Annotated in this window: 14 protein-coding genes and 1 pseudogene; 7 read left to right on the forward strand and 8 right to left on the reverse strand. The window is 64.0% G+C overall.

Going from position 1 to position 16,529, the window contains the following annotated elements; all coding sequences use genetic code 11:
* The 8 genes and pseudogenes from KIH78_RS08285 to dnaA form a co-directional block, all read right to left on the reverse strand.
* A pseudogene (locus KIH78_RS08285) lies at positions 1-183 on the reverse strand (carbohydrate ABC transporter permease); the annotation flags it as partial.
* 564 nt (positions 184-747) lie between these two features.
* Positions 748-1,359 (reverse strand): DUF3566 domain-containing protein, encoded by a 612-nt coding sequence (locus KIH78_RS08290; protein WP_219131980.1) that lies wholly within the window; start codon positions 1,357-1,359, stop codon positions 748-750.
* A gap of 73 nt (positions 1,360-1,432) precedes the next feature.
* A complete protein-coding gene (gene gyrA, locus KIH78_RS08295; protein ID WP_219131981.1) occupies positions 1,433-4,111 on the reverse strand; it encodes a DNA gyrase subunit A in 2,679 nt (892 codons plus the stop codon).
* An 82-nt stretch (positions 4,112-4,193) separates the two neighbouring features.
* Entirely contained in the window at positions 4,194-6,296 is a 2,103-nt protein-coding gene (gene gyrB, locus KIH78_RS08300) for a DNA topoisomerase (ATP-hydrolyzing) subunit B (RefSeq protein WP_420830144.1), read from the reverse strand.
* 194 nt (positions 6,297-6,490) lie between these two features.
* The gene (locus KIH78_RS08305; protein ID WP_219131982.1) at positions 6,491-6,961 is read right to left on the reverse strand and encodes a DciA family protein; all 471 of its coding nucleotides are present in this window, start codon (positions 6,959-6,961) and stop codon (positions 6,491-6,493) included.
* Positions 6,958-8,139: a DNA replication/repair protein RecF gene (recF, locus tag KIH78_RS08310; RefSeq protein WP_219131983.1), complete on the reverse strand. Its 1,182-nt coding sequence runs from the start codon at positions 8,137-8,139 to the stop codon at positions 6,958-6,960. The genes KIH78_RS08305 and recF overlap by 4 nt, the downstream gene beginning before the upstream one ends.
* 100 nt (positions 8,140-8,239) lie before the next feature.
* Entirely contained in the window at positions 8,240-9,364 is a 1,125-nt protein-coding gene (dnaN, locus tag KIH78_RS08315) for a DNA polymerase III subunit beta (RefSeq protein WP_219131984.1), read from the reverse strand.
* 776 nt (positions 9,365-10,140) lie between these two features.
* Entirely contained in the window at positions 10,141-11,703 is a 1,563-nt protein-coding gene (dnaA, locus tag KIH78_RS08320; protein WP_219131985.1) for a chromosomal replication initiator protein DnaA, read from the reverse strand.
* Positions 11,704-12,015: 312 nt separating this feature from the next.
* Between dnaA and rpmH the strand changes: the two genes are divergently transcribed.
* The 7 genes from rpmH (at position 12,016) to KIH78_RS08355 (ending at position 16,528) form a co-directional block, all read left to right on the forward strand.
* Positions 12,016-12,150, forward strand: coding sequence for a 50S ribosomal protein L34 (gene rpmH, locus KIH78_RS08325; protein WP_214314673.1), 135 nt, complete (start codon positions 12,016-12,018; stop codon positions 12,148-12,150).
* Positions 12,151-12,178: 28 nt separating this feature from the next.
* Positions 12,179-12,544, forward strand: a complete 366-nt coding sequence (rnpA, locus tag KIH78_RS08330; protein ID WP_219131986.1) for a ribonuclease P protein component — start codon at positions 12,179-12,181, stop codon at positions 12,542-12,544.
* 17 nt (positions 12,545-12,561) lie between these two features.
* Positions 12,562-12,843, forward strand: a complete 282-nt coding sequence (yidD, locus tag KIH78_RS08335) for a membrane protein insertion efficiency factor YidD (RefSeq protein ID WP_219132019.1) — start codon at positions 12,562-12,564, stop codon at positions 12,841-12,843.
* A 14-nt stretch (positions 12,844-12,857) separates the two neighbouring features.
* Entirely contained in the window at positions 12,858-13,868 is a 1,011-nt protein-coding gene (yidC, locus tag KIH78_RS08340; RefSeq protein ID WP_219131987.1) for a membrane protein insertase YidC, read from the forward strand.
* Positions 13,869-13,989: 121 nt separating this feature from the next.
* Complete coding sequence (locus KIH78_RS08345; protein WP_219131988.1) at positions 13,990-14,520, forward strand: Jag family protein; 531 nt, start codon at positions 13,990-13,992, stop codon at positions 14,518-14,520.
* An 83-nt stretch (positions 14,521-14,603) separates the two neighbouring features.
* The gene (rsmG, locus tag KIH78_RS08350; protein WP_219131989.1) at positions 14,604-15,272 is read left to right on the forward strand and encodes a 16S rRNA (guanine(527)-N(7))-methyltransferase RsmG; all 669 of its coding nucleotides are present in this window, start codon (positions 14,604-14,606) and stop codon (positions 15,270-15,272) included.
* 311 nt (positions 15,273-15,583) lie between these two features.
* Positions 15,584-16,528, forward strand: a complete 945-nt coding sequence (locus tag KIH78_RS08355; protein ID WP_219132020.1) for a ParA family protein — start codon at positions 15,584-15,586, stop codon at positions 16,526-16,528.
* The last annotated feature ends 1 nt before the right edge of the window (position 16,529 follow it).

The following is a 16,529-nucleotide window of genomic DNA, read 5'->3' on the forward strand; positions in this document are numbered from 1 at the left end:
GATCATCTGCTTCTTGAAGAAACTGATATAGATGGCGTACACGATCGGGATGATGAACACGAACACGAACACCACCGCGAACGGCCACATGAACTTCCAACCACGCCAATCCGCCTTATGCCTATTCACCTGCGGCGTTGCGGAATGGCGGGAGGACACGGCTGCGACATCGGCTGAAGCCATATCGACCCTCTCCTTCGAAGGAATACATCCTTGTTTTATCCTGTCGGACCGTCCGACCGGTCACACTGAACAGTATAGCACTATTGTGACCGGTTACATGCACAAAACAGCACATTCTTCGAAATTTTTCTGCCACAACATCCGTCAAAACGCACACATCGGCGTCAAATCCCCGAATCAGCCGCACGCCGACGGCAACAACCGTCCGCCTCTCCGGCGTGCCGCACCCCAATCGCACCCCGCCGCGCCCAATCGCATGGCGATCACATACCCATCCGACGTCATCGACCGCCCATCGCCCGGCAAGCGAACACCGACCGCACAACCAACCGCACGCCGCACACACGCCGCACGCACACACACAACCGCACGCACACACACAACCGCACGCACGCGCGCCGCACGCACACACAACCAACCGTATATACGACGAAGGCCCGCCGAAGCGGGCCTCGTGAAAGTCGTACACCATCCGGAACAACCGGACAGCACAACCTGACGGAACAGAAACCGTCGACCGACCGGCACAGCCGGACGGGCCGGCCGGAACGGCGAGCGGAACGATCAGTCGTCGCCGAGCGTGATGTGGATGCCGCCGACCAAGGCGCTCACCACGTTGTAGATGGCCGCGATGATCACCGCAAGCAGGGTGAACAGCACCACGCCGACGATCGCCAGGATCGTCACCACGGACAGCACCGTGGGCAGGGAGAAGATGCTCGCCATGTCGAAGCCGCCGGCGTCGAGGCCGGTGGAGGAGACGATGTCCGTCATCTGGCCGAACACGCCGACCGCGTTGAGCAGCACCCAGACGAGGGCCGCGGCGACGATCTCGATGATCGCGCCGGCGATCGACATCATGAAGGCCACCTTCGCCACGCTCCACACGTTGAGGCGGGTGAGCGAAAGGTTCATACGACGGGCGCGCGGGGTGCCGCGGCGCTTCGCCGGACGCACCGGCACGCCGGAGCCGACCTTCTCGTCCGATTCATGCACGTGCGTGCGGGAATCGCCGGCCAGCGGCGCGTTGGACACGGAGCGGGCCACGCGCGGGGCGCGGCGTTCGCCGTTCTCCTCGGCGGCGGGCGCGGCGGACTCGACGGGTGCGACGGGCTCGGGGCGTTCCGGCAGGCTCACCTCGGGCGCGTTCTCCTCATGCTGCTCTTCGTTGTTCATCTTGCTCCTTCACGGTTCTTCCGCTGGTCTCTGTCCGCAATCTGTAGCCGAGACTAGCAATCTTCGCCGACGATTACTCACCGTCCGCAGGGTTGTTCACATTCTCCACGTCCGCGGCCACGTCCGCCGTCGTCGCGCCGTCCCGCCCGTCGGCCGGTTCGGCCGCCGTCTCGTCCTCGTCATCGTCCTTCTCCGCGTTGAGCGCGATGGAGATGATGACGTCGCCCTTGTCGGGCTTGGCGAGCGTGACGCCCTGAGTGTTGCGCCCGGTGCGCTTGACTTCGGCCACATCGGAGCGGATCACCTTGCCGGACTTCATGATGGCCATGACCTGGTCGTCCTCGGACACGACGAGCGCGCCCACCAGCGAACCGCGGCCTTCCGCGAGCTGCAGCGCCTTGACGCCGTAGCCGTTGCGTCCCTGGAGACGGTATTCGGAGATCGCCGTGCGCTTGGCGAAGCCCTCGTCGGTGACGACGAGCAGGTCCTTGTCGGTCTCGCTCGGCACCACGTCCATGGCGAGCAGCTCGTCGCCGTCGCGGAACTTCATGCCCTGCACGCCGGCGGTCTGGCGGCCCATCGGACGCAGCTGGGCGTCGTCGGCCTCGAACTTGAGGCTCATGCCCTGCCTGGAGACGAGGATGATGTCGTCCTCGGCGTTGCACAACGCGGCGCCGATGAGCTCGTCGGCGGTCTCGCCGTTCTCGTCGGCCATGAGACGCACGGCGATGAGACCGCCCTGACGCGGCGAATCGTATTCGGCCAGCGCGGTCTTCTTCACCTTGCCGGAGCGGGTGGCGAGCACCAGGTACTTGGCCACCTCGTAGTTCGGGATGGACAGCACGGCCTGGATGGTCTCGTCGGGGCCGAACTGCAGCAGGTTGGCCACGTGCTGGCCCTTGGAGTCGCGAGAGCCTTCGGGCAGCTCGTACGCCTTGAGGCGGTACACGCGGCCCTTGTTCGTGAAGAACAGCAGCCAGTTGTGCGTGGAGGTGAGGAAGAAGTGATCCACCACGTCGTCCTCGCGCAGCTTGGCGCCCTTGATGCCCTTGCCGCCGCGGTGCTGGGCGCGGTATTCGTCGGCCTTGGTGCGCTTGATGAAGCCGGAGTGCGTGACGGTGACCACCACGTTCTCTTCGGCGATGAGGTCCTCCACGTTCATCTCGCCGCTGAACGGCAGAATCTTCGTGCGGCGTTCGTCGCCGTACTTGGCGACGATCTCGTCGAGCTCGTCGCCGACGATCGCGCGCTGGCGTTCCGGCTTGGCGAGGATGTCGTTGTAGTCGGCGATCTTGCGCATGAGTTCCTCATGCTCGTCGAGGATCTTCTGGCGTTCCAGGGCGGCGAGCCTGCGCAGCTGCATGGACAGGATGGCGTCCGCCTGCGCCTGGTCGACGTCGAGCAGCTCCATCAGGCCGGTGCGTGCGGCGTCGGCGTCGGGGGAGCGGCGGATCAACGCCACGACCTCGTCGATCATGTCGAGGGCCTTGAGGTAGCCCTGCAGGATGTGGTCGCGTTCCTCGGCCTCGCGCTTGAGGTAGCGGGTGCGGCGTTCGATGACTTCGAGCTGGTGGGTCACCCAATGACGGATGAACGCGTCGAGGCTGAGCGTGCGCGGCACGCCGTCGACGAGCGCCAGCATGTTCGCGCCGAACGTCTGCTGCAGCTGGGAGTGCTTGTACAGGTTGTTGAGCACGACCTTCGGCACGGCGTCGCGCTTGAGCACGAGCACGAGGCGCTGTCCGGTGCGTCCGGAGGTCTCGTCGCGCATGTCGGCGATGCCCTGGATCTTGCCGTCGCGCACGCCTTCGCGGATGGAGGCGGCGAGACGGTCCGGGTTCACCTGGTACGGCAGTTCGGTGACCACGAGGCACATGCGCCCCTTGATCTCCTCCGTGTTGACCACGGCGCGCATGGTGATGAGGCCGCGGCCGGTGCGGTACGCCTGTTCGATGCCCTTGTGGCCGAGGATCGTGGCGCCCGTGGGGAAGTCCGGTCCCTTGATGATGCCGATGAGCGCGTCGAGCAGCTCCTCGCGGCTTGCGTCCGGATGGTCGAGCGCCCAGTGGACACCGTCCGCCAGCTCGCGCATGTTGTGCGGCGGGATGTTGGTGGCCATGCCGACGGCGATGCCTGCGGAGCCGTTGGCGAGCAGGTTCGGGAAGCGCGAGGGCAGGACGGTGGGTTCCTGCGTGCGGCCGTCGTAGTTGGGCACGAAGTCGACGGTGTCCTTGTCGATGTCGCGCACCATCTCCATGGCGAGCGGCATCATGCGGCACTCGGTGTAACGCATGGCGGCGGGCGGGTCATCGCCGGCGGAGCCGAAGTTGCCTTGGCCGTCCACGAGAGGGTAGCGCATCGACCACGGCTGGGCCATGCGCACGAGGGTGTCGTAGATGGCGGCGTCGCCGTGCGGGTGGTAGTTGCCCATCACGTCGGCGACGGGTCGGGCGCACTTGGAGTAGCCGCGGTCCGGACGGTAGCCGCCGTCGTACATCGCGTACACGATGCGGCGGTGGACGGGCTTCATGCCGTCGCGCACGTCCGGCAAGGCGCGTTCCACGATGACGGAGATCGCGTAGTCGAGGTACGACTGGCGCATCTCCTTCTGGATGTCGGTATGGGCCACGCGGTGCTCGTCGAGGACCAGCTGTTCGTTGGCCTGCGGGCTCGTGGGCTCCATCGAGCGTTCGGCGCGCTCGTCGTTCTGCTCCGGCAAGTCGTTGCCGCCGGTGCTCTGTTCGTCTGCCACTTGACTGTTTCCTTTGGTTGCTTACACAGGGTCGTCGCCGCGCGCCTGTACGGCGGCGGCGTGGGGTCCGGTTCGATGCCGGTCAGGCATCGATAAAGCGAACATCCTTCGCGTTGCGTTGGATGAAGAGGCGACGCGGTTCCACGTCGTCGCCCATGAGCATGGAGAAGGTCTCATCCGCTGCGGCGGCGTCCTCGATGTGGATCTGCTTGAGGATGCGGCGCTCCGGGTCCATGGTGGTCTCCCACAGCTCCTGGTAGGTCATCTCGCCCAGACCCTTGTAGCGCTGGATGCCTTCGCCCTTGGGCAGCTGGCGGCCGGCGGCCTTGCCTTCGGCGAGCTTCTCGTCGCGTTCGCGGTCGGTGTACACGTAGTCGTGGTCGCCGCGCGTCCACTTGAGGCGGTACAGCGGCGGCATGGCCACGTACACGTAGCCGGCGGTGATCATCGGGCGCATGTAGCGGAAGAAGAGAGTGAGGTTCAGCGTGGCGATGTGCGCGCCGTCCACATCGGCATCGGCCATGATGATGACCTTGTGGTAGCGCACCTTGCTCACGTCGAAGTCCTCGCCGTAGCCGCCGCCCACCGCGGTGATGAGCGATTCGATGGTGTCGGACTTCATCATGCGGTCGATGGAGGCACGCTCCGTGTTGAGGATCTTGCCTCGCAGCGGCAGGATGGCCTGCGTCTCCGGGTTGCGTCCCTGGATGGCGGAGCCGCCTGCGGAGTCGCCCTCGACGATGAACAGCTCGCATTCCTCCGGGTTCGAGGACTGGCAGTCCTTGAGCTTGTCCGGCATGCCGGCCGATTCGAAGATGGACTTGCGGCGCGTGTTCTCGCGGGCCTTCTTGGCGGCCATGCGGGCGCGGGACGCCTCGATGGCCTTGCTGATGATGTTCTTGGCCTCGCTCGGGTGGGCGTCGAGCCAGTCGCCGAGCTTGTCGGTCATGACGCGCTGCACGAAGGTCTTGGCTTCGGAGTTGCCGAGCTTGGTCTTCGTCTGGCCTTCGAACTGCGGGGTGGTGAGCTTGACGGACACCACGGCGGTGAGGCCTTCGCGCACGTCGTCGCCGGAGAGGTTCTCGTCCTTGTCCTTGAGGATGTTCTTCTCGCGCGCGTAGCGGTTGATGAGGCCGGTGAGCGCCGCGCGGAAGCCTTCCTCGTGGGTGCCGCCCTCGGTGGTGGAGATCGTGTTGGCGAACGTGTGGACGGCCTCGGAGTAGGCGGTGGTCCACTGCATGGCGATTTCGGCGGAGATGCCGAGCTTGAGGTCCTCGGCGTCGAAGTTGATGACCTCGTCCTCGACGGGCGTGGCCTTGCGGGACTTGACAAGGTAGTCCACGTAGTCCTTGATGCCGTTCGCGTACTGGTAGGTGACGGTCTGGTGGGTCTCCTCGAGCGGGTTGTCGCCGTCGCCCGCGACCTCGTCGCCGGCCTGGTCGGCCTGGCGCAGGTCGGTGAGCGTGATCTTGAGGCCCTTGTTGAGGAACGCCATCTGCTGGAAGCGGGAGCGCAGGGTCTCGAAGTCGTACACGGTGGTCTCGAAGATCGCCGGATCGGCCCAGAAGGTGACGGACGTGCCGGTCGATTCGCCTTCGGCCATCGGCTCGCCCTTGGCGAGACGCGCGGTGGGGTGCTGGTCGATGTAGGTCTGCGTCCAGTGGAATCCCTGGCGGCGCACTTCGACGTCCACGCGCGTGGAGAGCGCGTTGACCACGGAGATGCCCACGCCGTGCAGGCCGCCGGAGACCGCGTAGCCGCCGCCGCCGAACTTGCCGCCGGCGTGCAGCTTGGTCATGACCGTCTCGACGCCGGAGACGCCTTCGCCCGGCACGATGTCGACCGGGATGCCACGGCCGTCGTCGACGACGCGGATGCCGTTGTCCGGCAGGATGGACACTTCGATATGGCTGGCGTAGCCGGCCAGCGCCTCGTCGACGGAGTTGTCGACGATCTCGTAGACGAGATGGTGCAGGCCGCGCGGGCCCGTGGAACCGATGTACATGCCCGGGCGGATGCGCACCGCCTCGAGGCCTTCGAGCACTTTGAGGTCGGAGGCGTCGTAGTGCTCGGGGGTCATCGACTCGTCGAGCTCGCCTTCCTGCAATTCGGTGCTGTTGATGTGTTCGTCCGCGGCCTTGAGCTGTGCTTCCTTGCTCTCGGCTTTGTCCAACGAATCCGCCACAGGGCTCCCTCCTGCTTTCACTTCAACGCGAGGGGTTGTCTCGCGGGCCCATGCCCCAAAATCGCCCGCTAAGGGCCTTAGGAGCGTTTTGACCATACTGCCTGTGATTCTACTCGTTTTGGACGACGAACGCCATATAGGGCCCTTTTCCTTCTTCGTCGGGCGATTCCGACGCGGGTTCGGCGGGTGCCCACTCAGCGGCGGCGGGCCCAGCGGCGCGTGTACCCGGCCGAGGGGCCGGTGACACGGATCTCGCGGATGTCGAGCCCCTCGAGATTGCGGCGGATGGTGTCGGTGAGCTGGGGGATGAGGTAGGTGAGCTGAGTGGCCCATACCTGCGATTCCGTGCCGATGATGAGCGTCCCCTCGCGCAGGGACACCACGTGGGAGTGCTGGGCGATGACCGGCCCCACCACCTGGTCCCAATGGTTGTTGAGCTGCGCGAGTTTGAGATGGGGGATCCAGTCGCCGTTGCGGGCGAGCAGCGCCGCCACGCCGCCCAGCCGCGCCGGGTCGCGCCCGGGTTTGCCGAAGCTCTCCCATGCCGCCTCGGCCTTGGCGGCGCGCGCCTTGCGGGTGTCCTGCCGGGCCGCGTACCGTTCGAACACCTGCGCGGGCAGCTCACGCTGGTCGAGCTTCAGCGTCACGGCGACGGGCGGTCTCATGCGCCGCCCTCGGCCGCGTTCGGCATGTCCGTATCCATGCCGCGCCGCAGCGCGGCCACGTCGATGATGTGCGCCTCCCGGTTGCCGGGGATGTCGCCGGCCGCGGCGGCGGTGACGAGCACCTGGTCCTGGGCGGACGCGAAGCCGAGGATCTGCTCGCGGCGACGCTCGTCCAGCTGGGCGAAGACATCGTCGAGGATGACGATGGGCCTGACGCCGCGCTCCGCGGCGGTGGCCTCGTACAACGCCATCTTCAGCGCCAACGCCATCGTCCACATCTCGCCGTTGGAGGCGAAGTCGCGCGCGGGCATGCCGTCGAGCGTGAGCGCGAGGTCGTCGCGTTGGGGGCCGATGAGGTTCACGCCGCGCGACACCTCGCCGGCGTACAGACGCTGGAAGTGGGCGGCGATGGCGGGACGTGGATCGGCGTCCGCATCGCCCGCGTCCGTCACCTCGGCGAACGACGGCACGTAGGAGAGTGCGGCCTCGCCGCGTCCGGACGCCAACCGCCCGTAGATGCGGGCGAACGGCCCGGTGAGACGCTCCACGACTCCGGCGCGCACGCGCGTGAGCTCCACACCGGTCTCGATGAACTGTCCGGTCCACACCTCCAGGCCGCTGAGGGCGGCGTCGAACGAGCCTTCGCGGGCGCCGAGCTGCTTGAGCAGGGCGGCGCGCTGGCGGGCGATGCGTGTGAACTGCTGGAGGCGTTCGGCGTAGCGGGGCACGAGGAGCGCGCCGGCCTGGTCGAGGAAGTTGCGGCGTACGGCGGGTTCGCCGGCGACGAGCCGCTGGTCGTCGGGGGTGAACGCGACGGACGGCACGCGCCCGACGATGTCGCGCAGGTACTGCGAGGCGCCCGAGTTGACGCGGGCGCGGTTGGCGCCGCGTGCGGCGATGGTGGCCTCGTAGGTGGTGACGCGGGCGGGGGAGGAGCCGTCCTCCGCCGGCTCGGTCACGTTGGCGCGGATGACGGCCTTGGAGGCGCCGCGTTCGACGAGCGGCAGCGAGGAGGACGTGCGGTGGCTGGTGCCGGTGGACAGCACCTCCACCGCCTCGACGATGTTGGTCTTGCCGAGTCCGTTCTCGCCGTGGAGCACGTTCACGCCGGGCTCGAGGTCGACCACGACGCTTCCCCAGGAGCGGTAGTGGTCGAGTGCGAGACGCGAAACGTACACGGTGGATGCCTTTCGGATTTTTCTTTGGTCGAAATGAGTTTCGCTTACGTTTCGCAAGTGCGAAAACATTGCGAAACGTAAGCGAAAAGTCGTGCGAAAATCAGGCGCTCAGGCGCATCGGGACGAGCAGGTAGCGGTAGTCCATCGATTCGTCGGAATCGGACTCCTGCTGGCCGTTGAATTCGACCGGCTTGACGGCGGTCGTCATCTTCATGCGGACGAACGGTTCGGTGATCGCACTCAGACCCTCGATGAGGTAGGCGGGGTTGAACGCCACGGTGATGTCCTCGCCGTCCATGTCGATGTCCAGCACCTCGGTGGCCTGGGCCTCATCGGCCGCACCGGCGGAAAGCGTGAGCTCCTGGCCGGCGAACGCCATGCGGATCGGGGCGTTGCGCTCCGCCACCAGGGCCACTCGCTTGATCGCGCCGAGCAGCTGCTGGCGGTTGAGCACCGCCTGGATCGGATATTCGTCGGCGAACAGACGATCGACCGCCGGGAACTCACCATCGATGAGCTGCGAGGTGGAGACTCGTCCGGCGTTCTCAAATCCCAGCAACGACGGGCTTTCCACGTCGAAATCGAGGACGACGTTCTGGTGCTCGTCGAGCGAACGGGCGATGTCGCGAAGCAGCGAACCACGGACCAGCGTGGTGGTGTTCGTGTCCATGTCCATCGGGGTCCAGGTGAAGCTGGCGCGCGACAGACGGAAACGATCGGTCGAAGTCATGATCACCTTGTCGCCGTCGAACTGCATGCGCACGCCGGTCAGCACCGGGCGGTTCTCCTCGCGGGAGACGGCGACGCACGCCTGAGCCACGGCCTGCACGAACGTCGGCGCGTCGACCTGGCCGAGTTTCGGCGGAATTCCGGGCAAATCCGGGTATTCGGCATCAGGCATGAGCTGCAGCGTGAATGTCGACTTGCCGGAGGTGATGGTCATCGTGGAGCCGTCGGTGGCGAGGTAGGTCTTCTCCGCGGGCAGCGATTTGGTGATGTCGGCGAGCAGTTTGCCGAGCACGAGCACGGTTCCGGGCTCATCCACGCCGGCCTCGATGTGGTGGCGGGCGGAAATCTCGTAGTTGAACGCGGACAACTGCAGCGTTCCGTCGACCGCTTCGAGCTTGATGCCGGCGAGAATCGGGTTCGACGGACGGGCGTCGATGACGCGGGTGGTCCATGCCACGGCGTCGGCAAGTGCGGCGGATTCGATTTCGACCTTCATGGTTCCTGCTTTCGGTGGTTCGGTTTCGTTCACGCGATCGGTTCTCACACGGTTCGGCGTGCGGTTGTCCGGCTGGGTCTCATTCTAGCGACTCGGGCGGCTGCCGCCGTCCTCGCGCGGGGAAGGTGAGGGTACAGGTGATGGTGAGTGGAGAGAGAACGTAAGTAGTAGTCGTAATAAGGCTTGTGGATAGTGTGGAAAACGTCGCGCGCCCGTTCTGCCGACTGGCTTCAGGGTGGGGTGCCGATTGTGGATAACTGGTGCCAAGTAATGTGGATAACTGGCCGACTTATCCACAGGCTCATGCTCATCACGCGGTAATCCACAATGGGATGGGTCTCATCCACCGGTTTTCCACAACGGAACCCGGGGTAATCCACCGGTTATACACCGCGGTTACCCACATTTGTGGATAACGCTGTGGATAACTTTTCCGTAAAATCGTCGTCCGCTCGGAGTGTTGCGGGGGCTTCCGTCCGTCAGAATCGCTCCTGACGAACGATTTCGACGGTTTTCCCGAGCGGCTCCGAAAACCCCCGAAAACGTTCGCTGTGCGTGATTCTCCCGGATGGAGGCCTCCGGGCGGAGACGGTGGGAATGGCATGGAATGGTCATGCGGGCGGCGTCCGGACGTCCCGGAATGGACGATTGCCAGGGCCGCCGGACACGCGCCGGCCCGCAGGATCGCTCCTGACGAACGTTTCCGGCGGTTTTCGCCGTGCGGCGGGCAACATGCGAAAAACGCTCGCCCAGAACGATTCTGCTGGACGAGCGTGCTACTTGTCGATGTCGGCGTTGCCCTGTTTGAGGCGCACGGTGAGCTCCATCACGTAGTTGTAGACCTCCTGGCGCTCCTGCATCTCGTTGCTGATGCGGTCGCAGGCGTGCATCACCGTGGTATGGTCCTTGCCGCCGAACACCTTGCCGATGTCCACGAGGCTCAGACTCGTCATCTCGCGGGTGAGGTACATGGCCACCTGACGTGCGATGGCGATGCTCTTCATGCGCGAGCGGCCCACGATGTCGTCGAACGTGAGATGGAAGTACTTCGCCACCTGGCTGATGATGTCGGTGGGCTTCACCTCCACGTCGGTGGTGAAGAAATCCTGCAGCGTCTGCTCGGCCATCGCGCGCGTGACCGGCTGGTTGCTCAGGCTCGCCACCGCGGTCACGCGGGTGAGCGCGCCCTCCAGTTCGCGGATGTTCTCCGTGAACCGTTCGGCGATGAGATCGAGCACATCGTTGGGGATGTTGCTGTGGTTCATCGAGGCCATCATGCGCAGGATGGCGATGCGCGTCTCCAGGTCCGGCGGCTTCACATCCACCGTGAGACCCGAATCGAAGCGGGAGATGAGCCTCGCCTCGAAGCCCTTGAGGTTCTTCGGCGCCACGTCGGAGGCGATGACGATGCGCTTGTTCGCCTGGTGCAGCGCGTTGAACGTATGGAAGAACTGCTCCAGGGTGGCTTCCTTGCCGCCGAGGAACTGGATGTCGTCGATGAGCAGCACGTCGACCTCGCGGTAGCGGCGGTTGAATTCCGCGATCTGCCCCTGCGACTGGTTCGGGTTCTGCAGCGCCTCGATGAACTCGTTGGTGAACTCCTCGGAATTCACGTATCGGACCTTGAGGCTCGGATCCTTGACGAGTGCGTAGTTGCCGATCGCGTTGAGCAGATGCGTTTTGCCCAGACCGGAGCCGCCGTAGATACACAGCGGGTTGAAGTCGCGGCCGGAGCCCTCCGCCACGGCGAGGGCCACGGTTCGCGCGAAACGGTTGGAATCGCCGGGAACGAACGTGTCGAACGTGGCGTTCTTGTTGAGGTGGGTCTCCGGATCGCGGGCCACCTTGTTGCGGCTGATCGGATAGTCCGTGGTCTGCTGCGGCTGGTGCGCAGCGGTCGGGACCGTGGTCGGCACCTTGGGGACGGGGCCTCGGGAGCCGAACGGCTGTCTGGCCAGATCGGCGATGGAGGGCGTGCGCCCCACGACGTCCGCCGGGGTCGGCACCTTCGGCTTGGCCGGTTTCGCCGGCTGGGGCTGCGGCGCCGGTTCGGCATGCTGCTCGCGCGGCGTGATCTTGAAGGCGGGGAACATGTCCTGGCCGGTCACGAGTCGAAGGGCATCGAGCAGGGGTTTGCGCAGTTCGTTCTCCAACGCCTGACGGGTTCCGGCGTTCTCGACGCACAGCACGATCGTCGTGCCGAACATCGCCTCTGGGTACACACCCTCGAGCCACCCCTTGTCCCGGGGGGACAGGGAGGAGTTCTGCTTGAGCAGTCGCAGCGTGTCGGACCAGATACGGTTGGCCTGCGCTACGGGGTCGTTCGACTCTGCGGCCATACCGTTCCTTTCTCCGTCCGTGCGCGAATACAGTGCGCGTACTATTTTTACTCAAGACCGGGGAAGTTATCCACAGGCTTGCGTGTTGCAATCATTGGAATGTGAATAACACAAGTGTAATTTGTGGATAACTTCCATGCGCGCAGTGGCGTCATACCAACGTTCCGGCACGGTGAACGCAGTGCGTCCAAGGGGCCAATTGTGAATAAAATGCCCGCATGTTGACGTCTGGGGAGGGGTGAGGGTAGTTTGGTATAGCTTGACTCACGTGTGAGCCGCGCGTAAGCGTGGCCGAAAGACTTAGGAGCGATTATGAAGAGGACCTTCCAGCCCAACAACCGTCGTCGTCACATGAAGCACGGCTTCCGCGCGCGCATGCGCACCCGTTCCGGCCGCGCCATGATCAACCGTCGCCGCGCCAAGGGCCGCAAGACCCTGGCCGCCTGATTTCCGGTTTTCGACGGCTGAGATTCGTTTGGAACGGCTGAAAAGCCACGGTGATTTCGTCGCCGTGCTCAAGCGCCGTCACAAGATATCCCGCAATGACATCGTCGTGCACTATCTGGTGCGCGGCGATTCGGTCGTTCACGGGAATGTGACGCCGCAGGCACGGCGCGTGGGTCTTGCCGTATCCAAAGCGGTGGGTAACGCGGTTACCCGCAATACGGTGAAGCGTCGTTTCCGCGTGCTGGCCGCGCGGTATGAGGACCGACTTCCCGAGGGCATCGACATCGTGCTTCGCGCGAAGCCAAGCGCCGCATCCGCGTCGTTCCAGTCCTTGGACGAGCAAATGGCCTCCGGTTTCGCCAAAGTGTCCCGCAAGGTGACGCAGGAATCATGAGCGCGTTGGGGGATGGCATGCTGCGGGCGGTGCGCTGGTATCAGCGCACGTTCTCCGCACGGCGCGCCGTGCCCTGCTGCCGGTATTACCCCAGCTGTTCGAACTATGCGATTCAGGCCATCGAGCGTTTCGGTGCCGTCCGCGGGGGGACTTTGGCGGTGTTGCGGCTGCTGAGATGCCGACCGTGGAATCGTGGCGGCATCGATGATGTGCCGCAGCGCTTTTCCCTGTTCTATCGTTTTTCATGGTCGTCGTGCCATGAGGAGCCGCGATTGACGCCGTTGCCGGCCGATAAGTGAGGTAATCCCGAACGATGTTTAACCAAAACCAATTCATGCTGGACAGCGGATTCTGGGGATGGCTGTATAAGCTGCTGACCCCGGTGGAATGGCTCATGACGCAGATCATGAACCTGTTCCACGAGTTCCTCTCCCTGTTCATGCCGCGCGTCGGCGTCTCCTGGGTGCTGTCGATCATCTTCCTCGTGCTCGTCGTGCACGCGTGCATCTTCCCCATCTACTACAAGCAGATGAAGTCGATGCGCAAGATGCAGGCGTTGCAGCCGAAGATGCAGCACATCCAGAACAAGTACAAGGGCAAGACGGATCAGGCCAGCAAAGAGGCCATGAGCCGTGAGATGATGAAGCTCTACCAGGACAACGACGCGAATCCGGCTGGTTCGTGCCTGCCGTTGCTGGTGCAGGGCCCCGTGTTCATGTGCATGTTCTATGTACTCTCCGCCATCCCGTTCATCGCCCGTGGGAAGCGCGCCGCGCTCGGCGCCTTCGATGTGGCCACCGCGCAGGAGTTCGCCAAGTCCAAGGTGTTCGGCCTGGTGAGCGTGACCGACATGTTCGGCACCGCGGACACGGTCGGCAAGGTCGTCATCGTCTCCTTCGTGGTGCTCATGTGCGCCTGCATGTTCTACATGCAGTGGCTCAACATGAACCGGAACATGAACCCGGCCACCATGCAGGGGCAGGCCGCCACCATGCAGAAGACCATGCTGTGGATCATGCCGCTCATGTACATCTTCTCCGGTTTCACGATGCCGTTCGCCGTGCTCGTCTACTGGCTGACCAACAACGTGTGCAACCTGCTGCGTACGTTCTGGCAGCTGTACGCCTTCCCGACGCCGGGCTCGCCCGCCGCCGACGAGAAGAAGATCCGCGACCACAAGAACGAGAACGTCCGCCGCGCCAAGGCCGGACTGCCGTCCCTCGAGGAAGAGGAGCTCGCCAAGGCCAAGGACGAAGCGGACAAGAAGGCGACGCAGGGATTCCAGCGTCAGCAGCCGCAGCGCAAGCGCAGCAAAAAGAAGTGAGTAAGTTAGGCCCGATGTTTCACGTGGAACATCGGGCCGAACTATCCCGGCACACGGCGGGGGACCCAAGTGCCGCTGGTTTAGACTGTTACCATAGAACCCTCGAAACAAGGAGGAATCCATGACCCAGGAAGACGACAAGACCGTCGATCAGCTCAATGACGAAGCCGATATCGCGGCCGACTACCTCGAAGGTCTGCTGGACATCGCCGACTACGACGGCGACATCGAGATGGGCGTGAGGAATGGTCGTCCGATGGTGCAGATCGTCGCCGACGACGATACCGACATCAAGCATCTCATCGGACGCAACGGCGAAGTCGTCGACGCCCTGCAGCAGCTCACCCGACTGGCGGTCCAACAGAAGACCGGCGAACGTTCGCGCCTCATCGTCGACGTCGACGGCTTCCTCAAGCGCAAGCGTCAGCGTCTGCATGACATCGCCCTTGACGCGGTGGACGAGGTGAAGGAGACCGGCGAACCGGTGAACCTCAAGCCGATGAACTCCTTCGAGCGCAAGGTCGTCCATGACGTCGTGCGCGAGGAGGGGCTGCGTTCCCGCTCCCATGGCGAGGAACCGCATCGCTACGTCACCATCTATCTGCGGGCGAACGCCGAGACGGATGAGGGTGACGACGACATCGAGGAGTGACCGGGTTTTCATCGAGGCCCCTCACCTTCAGGCGAGGGGCCGTTCTGATGCCGCCGCGTGCGGCCTGACCAAAGCGGAGTGATATGACGGATCAACTTGAGGGCTCGCCGATTCTTGCCGAAGTGCTGGGGGACGCCCTGCCCGCATTGCAGGTGTTTCACGTGAAACTCGAACAGGAGGGAGAGCCGCGCGGACTCATCGGCCCGCGTGACGTCGACATCATCTGGGAGCGGCATATCCTCAATTCGGCGGCCATCGTGCCGTTCGTGCGTGAGGCGACGAAGGGTGTCCGATTCAAGACGGTCGCCGACGTCGGCAGTGGGGGAGGGTTCCCCGGTCTGGTCGCGGCCGCCTGCCTGCCCGATCATGAGTTCACACTGATCGAACCGATGGAACGTCGCGTCGCATGGCTGAAGGAATGCCGTGACGAGATGGGTCTGAAGAACGTGAGCGTGTTCCGCGCACGTTCCGAAGAGGTCATCGACGCGATGCGGCATGACCGTCAGCTGCACCCGTATGCGGTGGTGACCTGCCGTGCCGTCGCGCCGATGACGAAGCTGTCCGGATGGACCTTGCCGCTGTTGAAGCCGCATGGGCGACTGGTCGCCTTGAAAGGACGTTCGGCACAGGCGGAGATCGACAAGGCGGCCAAGGAGATCGCCAAGCGTCACGGCGCCAACCCGCGTGTCTGCGAAGCCCCGGTCGGCCCCGGCCTGGAGCCCACGCATATCGTGCTGGTGGACAAGCAATGACATGGGACGGTCTGAGCAGGTCGATGTGAACGCGGATTGATGTGGATAAGGGAGGCAGTTATCCACAATTTGTAGACTGCCGAAAAGTTATCCACAATTCAACGTTCACTCGGCCGAAACCTAAAATCGTTGGAAATATTGACCAAAGACGTTGTGGAAAACATCGTGTGGATAACCGGGAGTCGAGTTATCCACAGTTATCCACATTTTTGTGGATAACTTCGTGGCATGTGGATTCCTGTCCATGTGCATAGAGAAACTGGAGCGAGTTATGTTGCCAAGGAGGAGTCGTGGCTGAGCATCAGGAGCCTATGGAGTCCGCCGAACAGACGCTGAAGCGCATCTTCAGCGAGGGAAGTTCGTCGGTCGGAGCTGAAATCGCACAGGAGTCCAGCCGGTACGCCCGCCTGCAGCAGGCGACCTATCCAAAGCCGTCGCGTACGCGACTCATCGCGGTTGCCAACCAGAAGGGCGGCGTCGGCAAGACCACGTCCACGGTGAACATCGCCGCGGCTCTTGCGAACAGTGGATCGCAGGTTCTTGTCATCGACATGGATCCGCAGGGCAACGCCTCCACCGCACTCGGCGTGCGTCACGCCTCGGGGGAGCCCTCCGTGTACGACGTGCTCGAAGGCCGTCTGTCCTTGGCCGAGGTGAAGCATCAGTGCCCCGACTTCGAGACCCTGGATGTCGTGCCGGCCTCCATCGACTTGAGCGGCGCTGAACTCGAGGTGGCCGATCTGCCGAATCGCAACACCCTGCTCAAGGAGGCGCTCGACGCTTATCTCGATGCTTCCGAGGTCCACTACGACTACGTGTTCATCGACTGCCCGCCGAGCCTTGGCCTGTTGGTGATCAACGCGATGTGCGCGGTTCATGAGATGCTGATTCCGATTCAGGCGGAGTACTACGCACTCGAAGGTCTCGGCCAGCTCATCAACACGATCGGACTGGTACAGGACCACTTCAACCCGAGTCTCACCGTTTCCACGATGCTGGTCACCATGTTCGATCGTCGTACGCTGCTGAGCCGTGAGGTGTTCAACGAGGTCAAGCAGCATTATCCGTCCATCGTGCTGGACACCACCATCCCGCGCACGGTGAAGATCTCCGAGGCTCCGAGCTTCAGCAAGAGCGTCATCGCCTACGATCCGCATGGCATGGGCGCGATTTCATACGCTGAAGCCGCACTGGAAATCGCACGTCGTTCGCCGTCCGTTCTGGACGCCATCGCAGCACGCATGAAGGAGGCCTGAT

The sequence above is a fragment of the Bifidobacterium saguinibicoloris genome (assembly GCF_019331725.1).
In the GTDB taxonomy this organism is placed as follows: domain Bacteria; phylum Actinomycetota; class Actinomycetes; order Actinomycetales; family Bifidobacteriaceae; genus Bifidobacterium; species Bifidobacterium saguinibicoloris.

Bases quoted from the DNA above. Each gene is read 5' to 3' on its own strand.
- KIH78_RS08290 (WP_219131980.1), bottom strand. From the start codon at position 1,359: ATGAACAACGAAGAGCAGCATGAGGAGAACGCGCCCGAGGTGAGCCTG.
- KIH78_RS08305 (WP_219131982.1), bottom strand. From the start codon at position 6,961: ATGAGACCGCCCGTCGCCGTGACGCTGAAGCTCGACCAGCGTGAGCTG.
- dnaN (WP_219131984.1), bottom strand. From the start codon at position 9,364: ATGAAGGTCGAAATCGAATCCGCCGCACTTGCCGACGCCGTGGCATGG.
- dnaA (WP_219131985.1), bottom strand. From the start codon at position 11,703: ATGGCCGCAGAGTCGAACGACCCCGTAGCGCAGGCCAACCGTATCTGG.
- rpmH (WP_214314673.1), top strand. From the start codon at position 12,016: ATGAAGAGGACCTTCCAGCCCAACAACCGTCGTCGTCACATGAAGCAC.
- yidD (WP_219132019.1), top strand. From the start codon at position 12,562: ATGCTGCGGGCGGTGCGCTGGTATCAGCGCACGTTCTCCGCACGGCGC.
- yidC (WP_219131987.1), top strand. From the start codon at position 12,858: ATGTTTAACCAAAACCAATTCATGCTGGACAGCGGATTCTGGGGATGG.
- KIH78_RS08345 (WP_219131988.1), top strand. From the start codon at position 13,990: ATGACCCAGGAAGACGACAAGACCGTCGATCAGCTCAATGACGAAGCC.
- rsmG (WP_219131989.1), top strand. From the start codon at position 14,604: ATGACGGATCAACTTGAGGGCTCGCCGATTCTTGCCGAAGTGCTGGGG.
- KIH78_RS08355 (WP_219132020.1), top strand. From the start codon at position 15,584: ATGGAGTCCGCCGAACAGACGCTGAAGCGCATCTTCAGCGAGGGAAGT.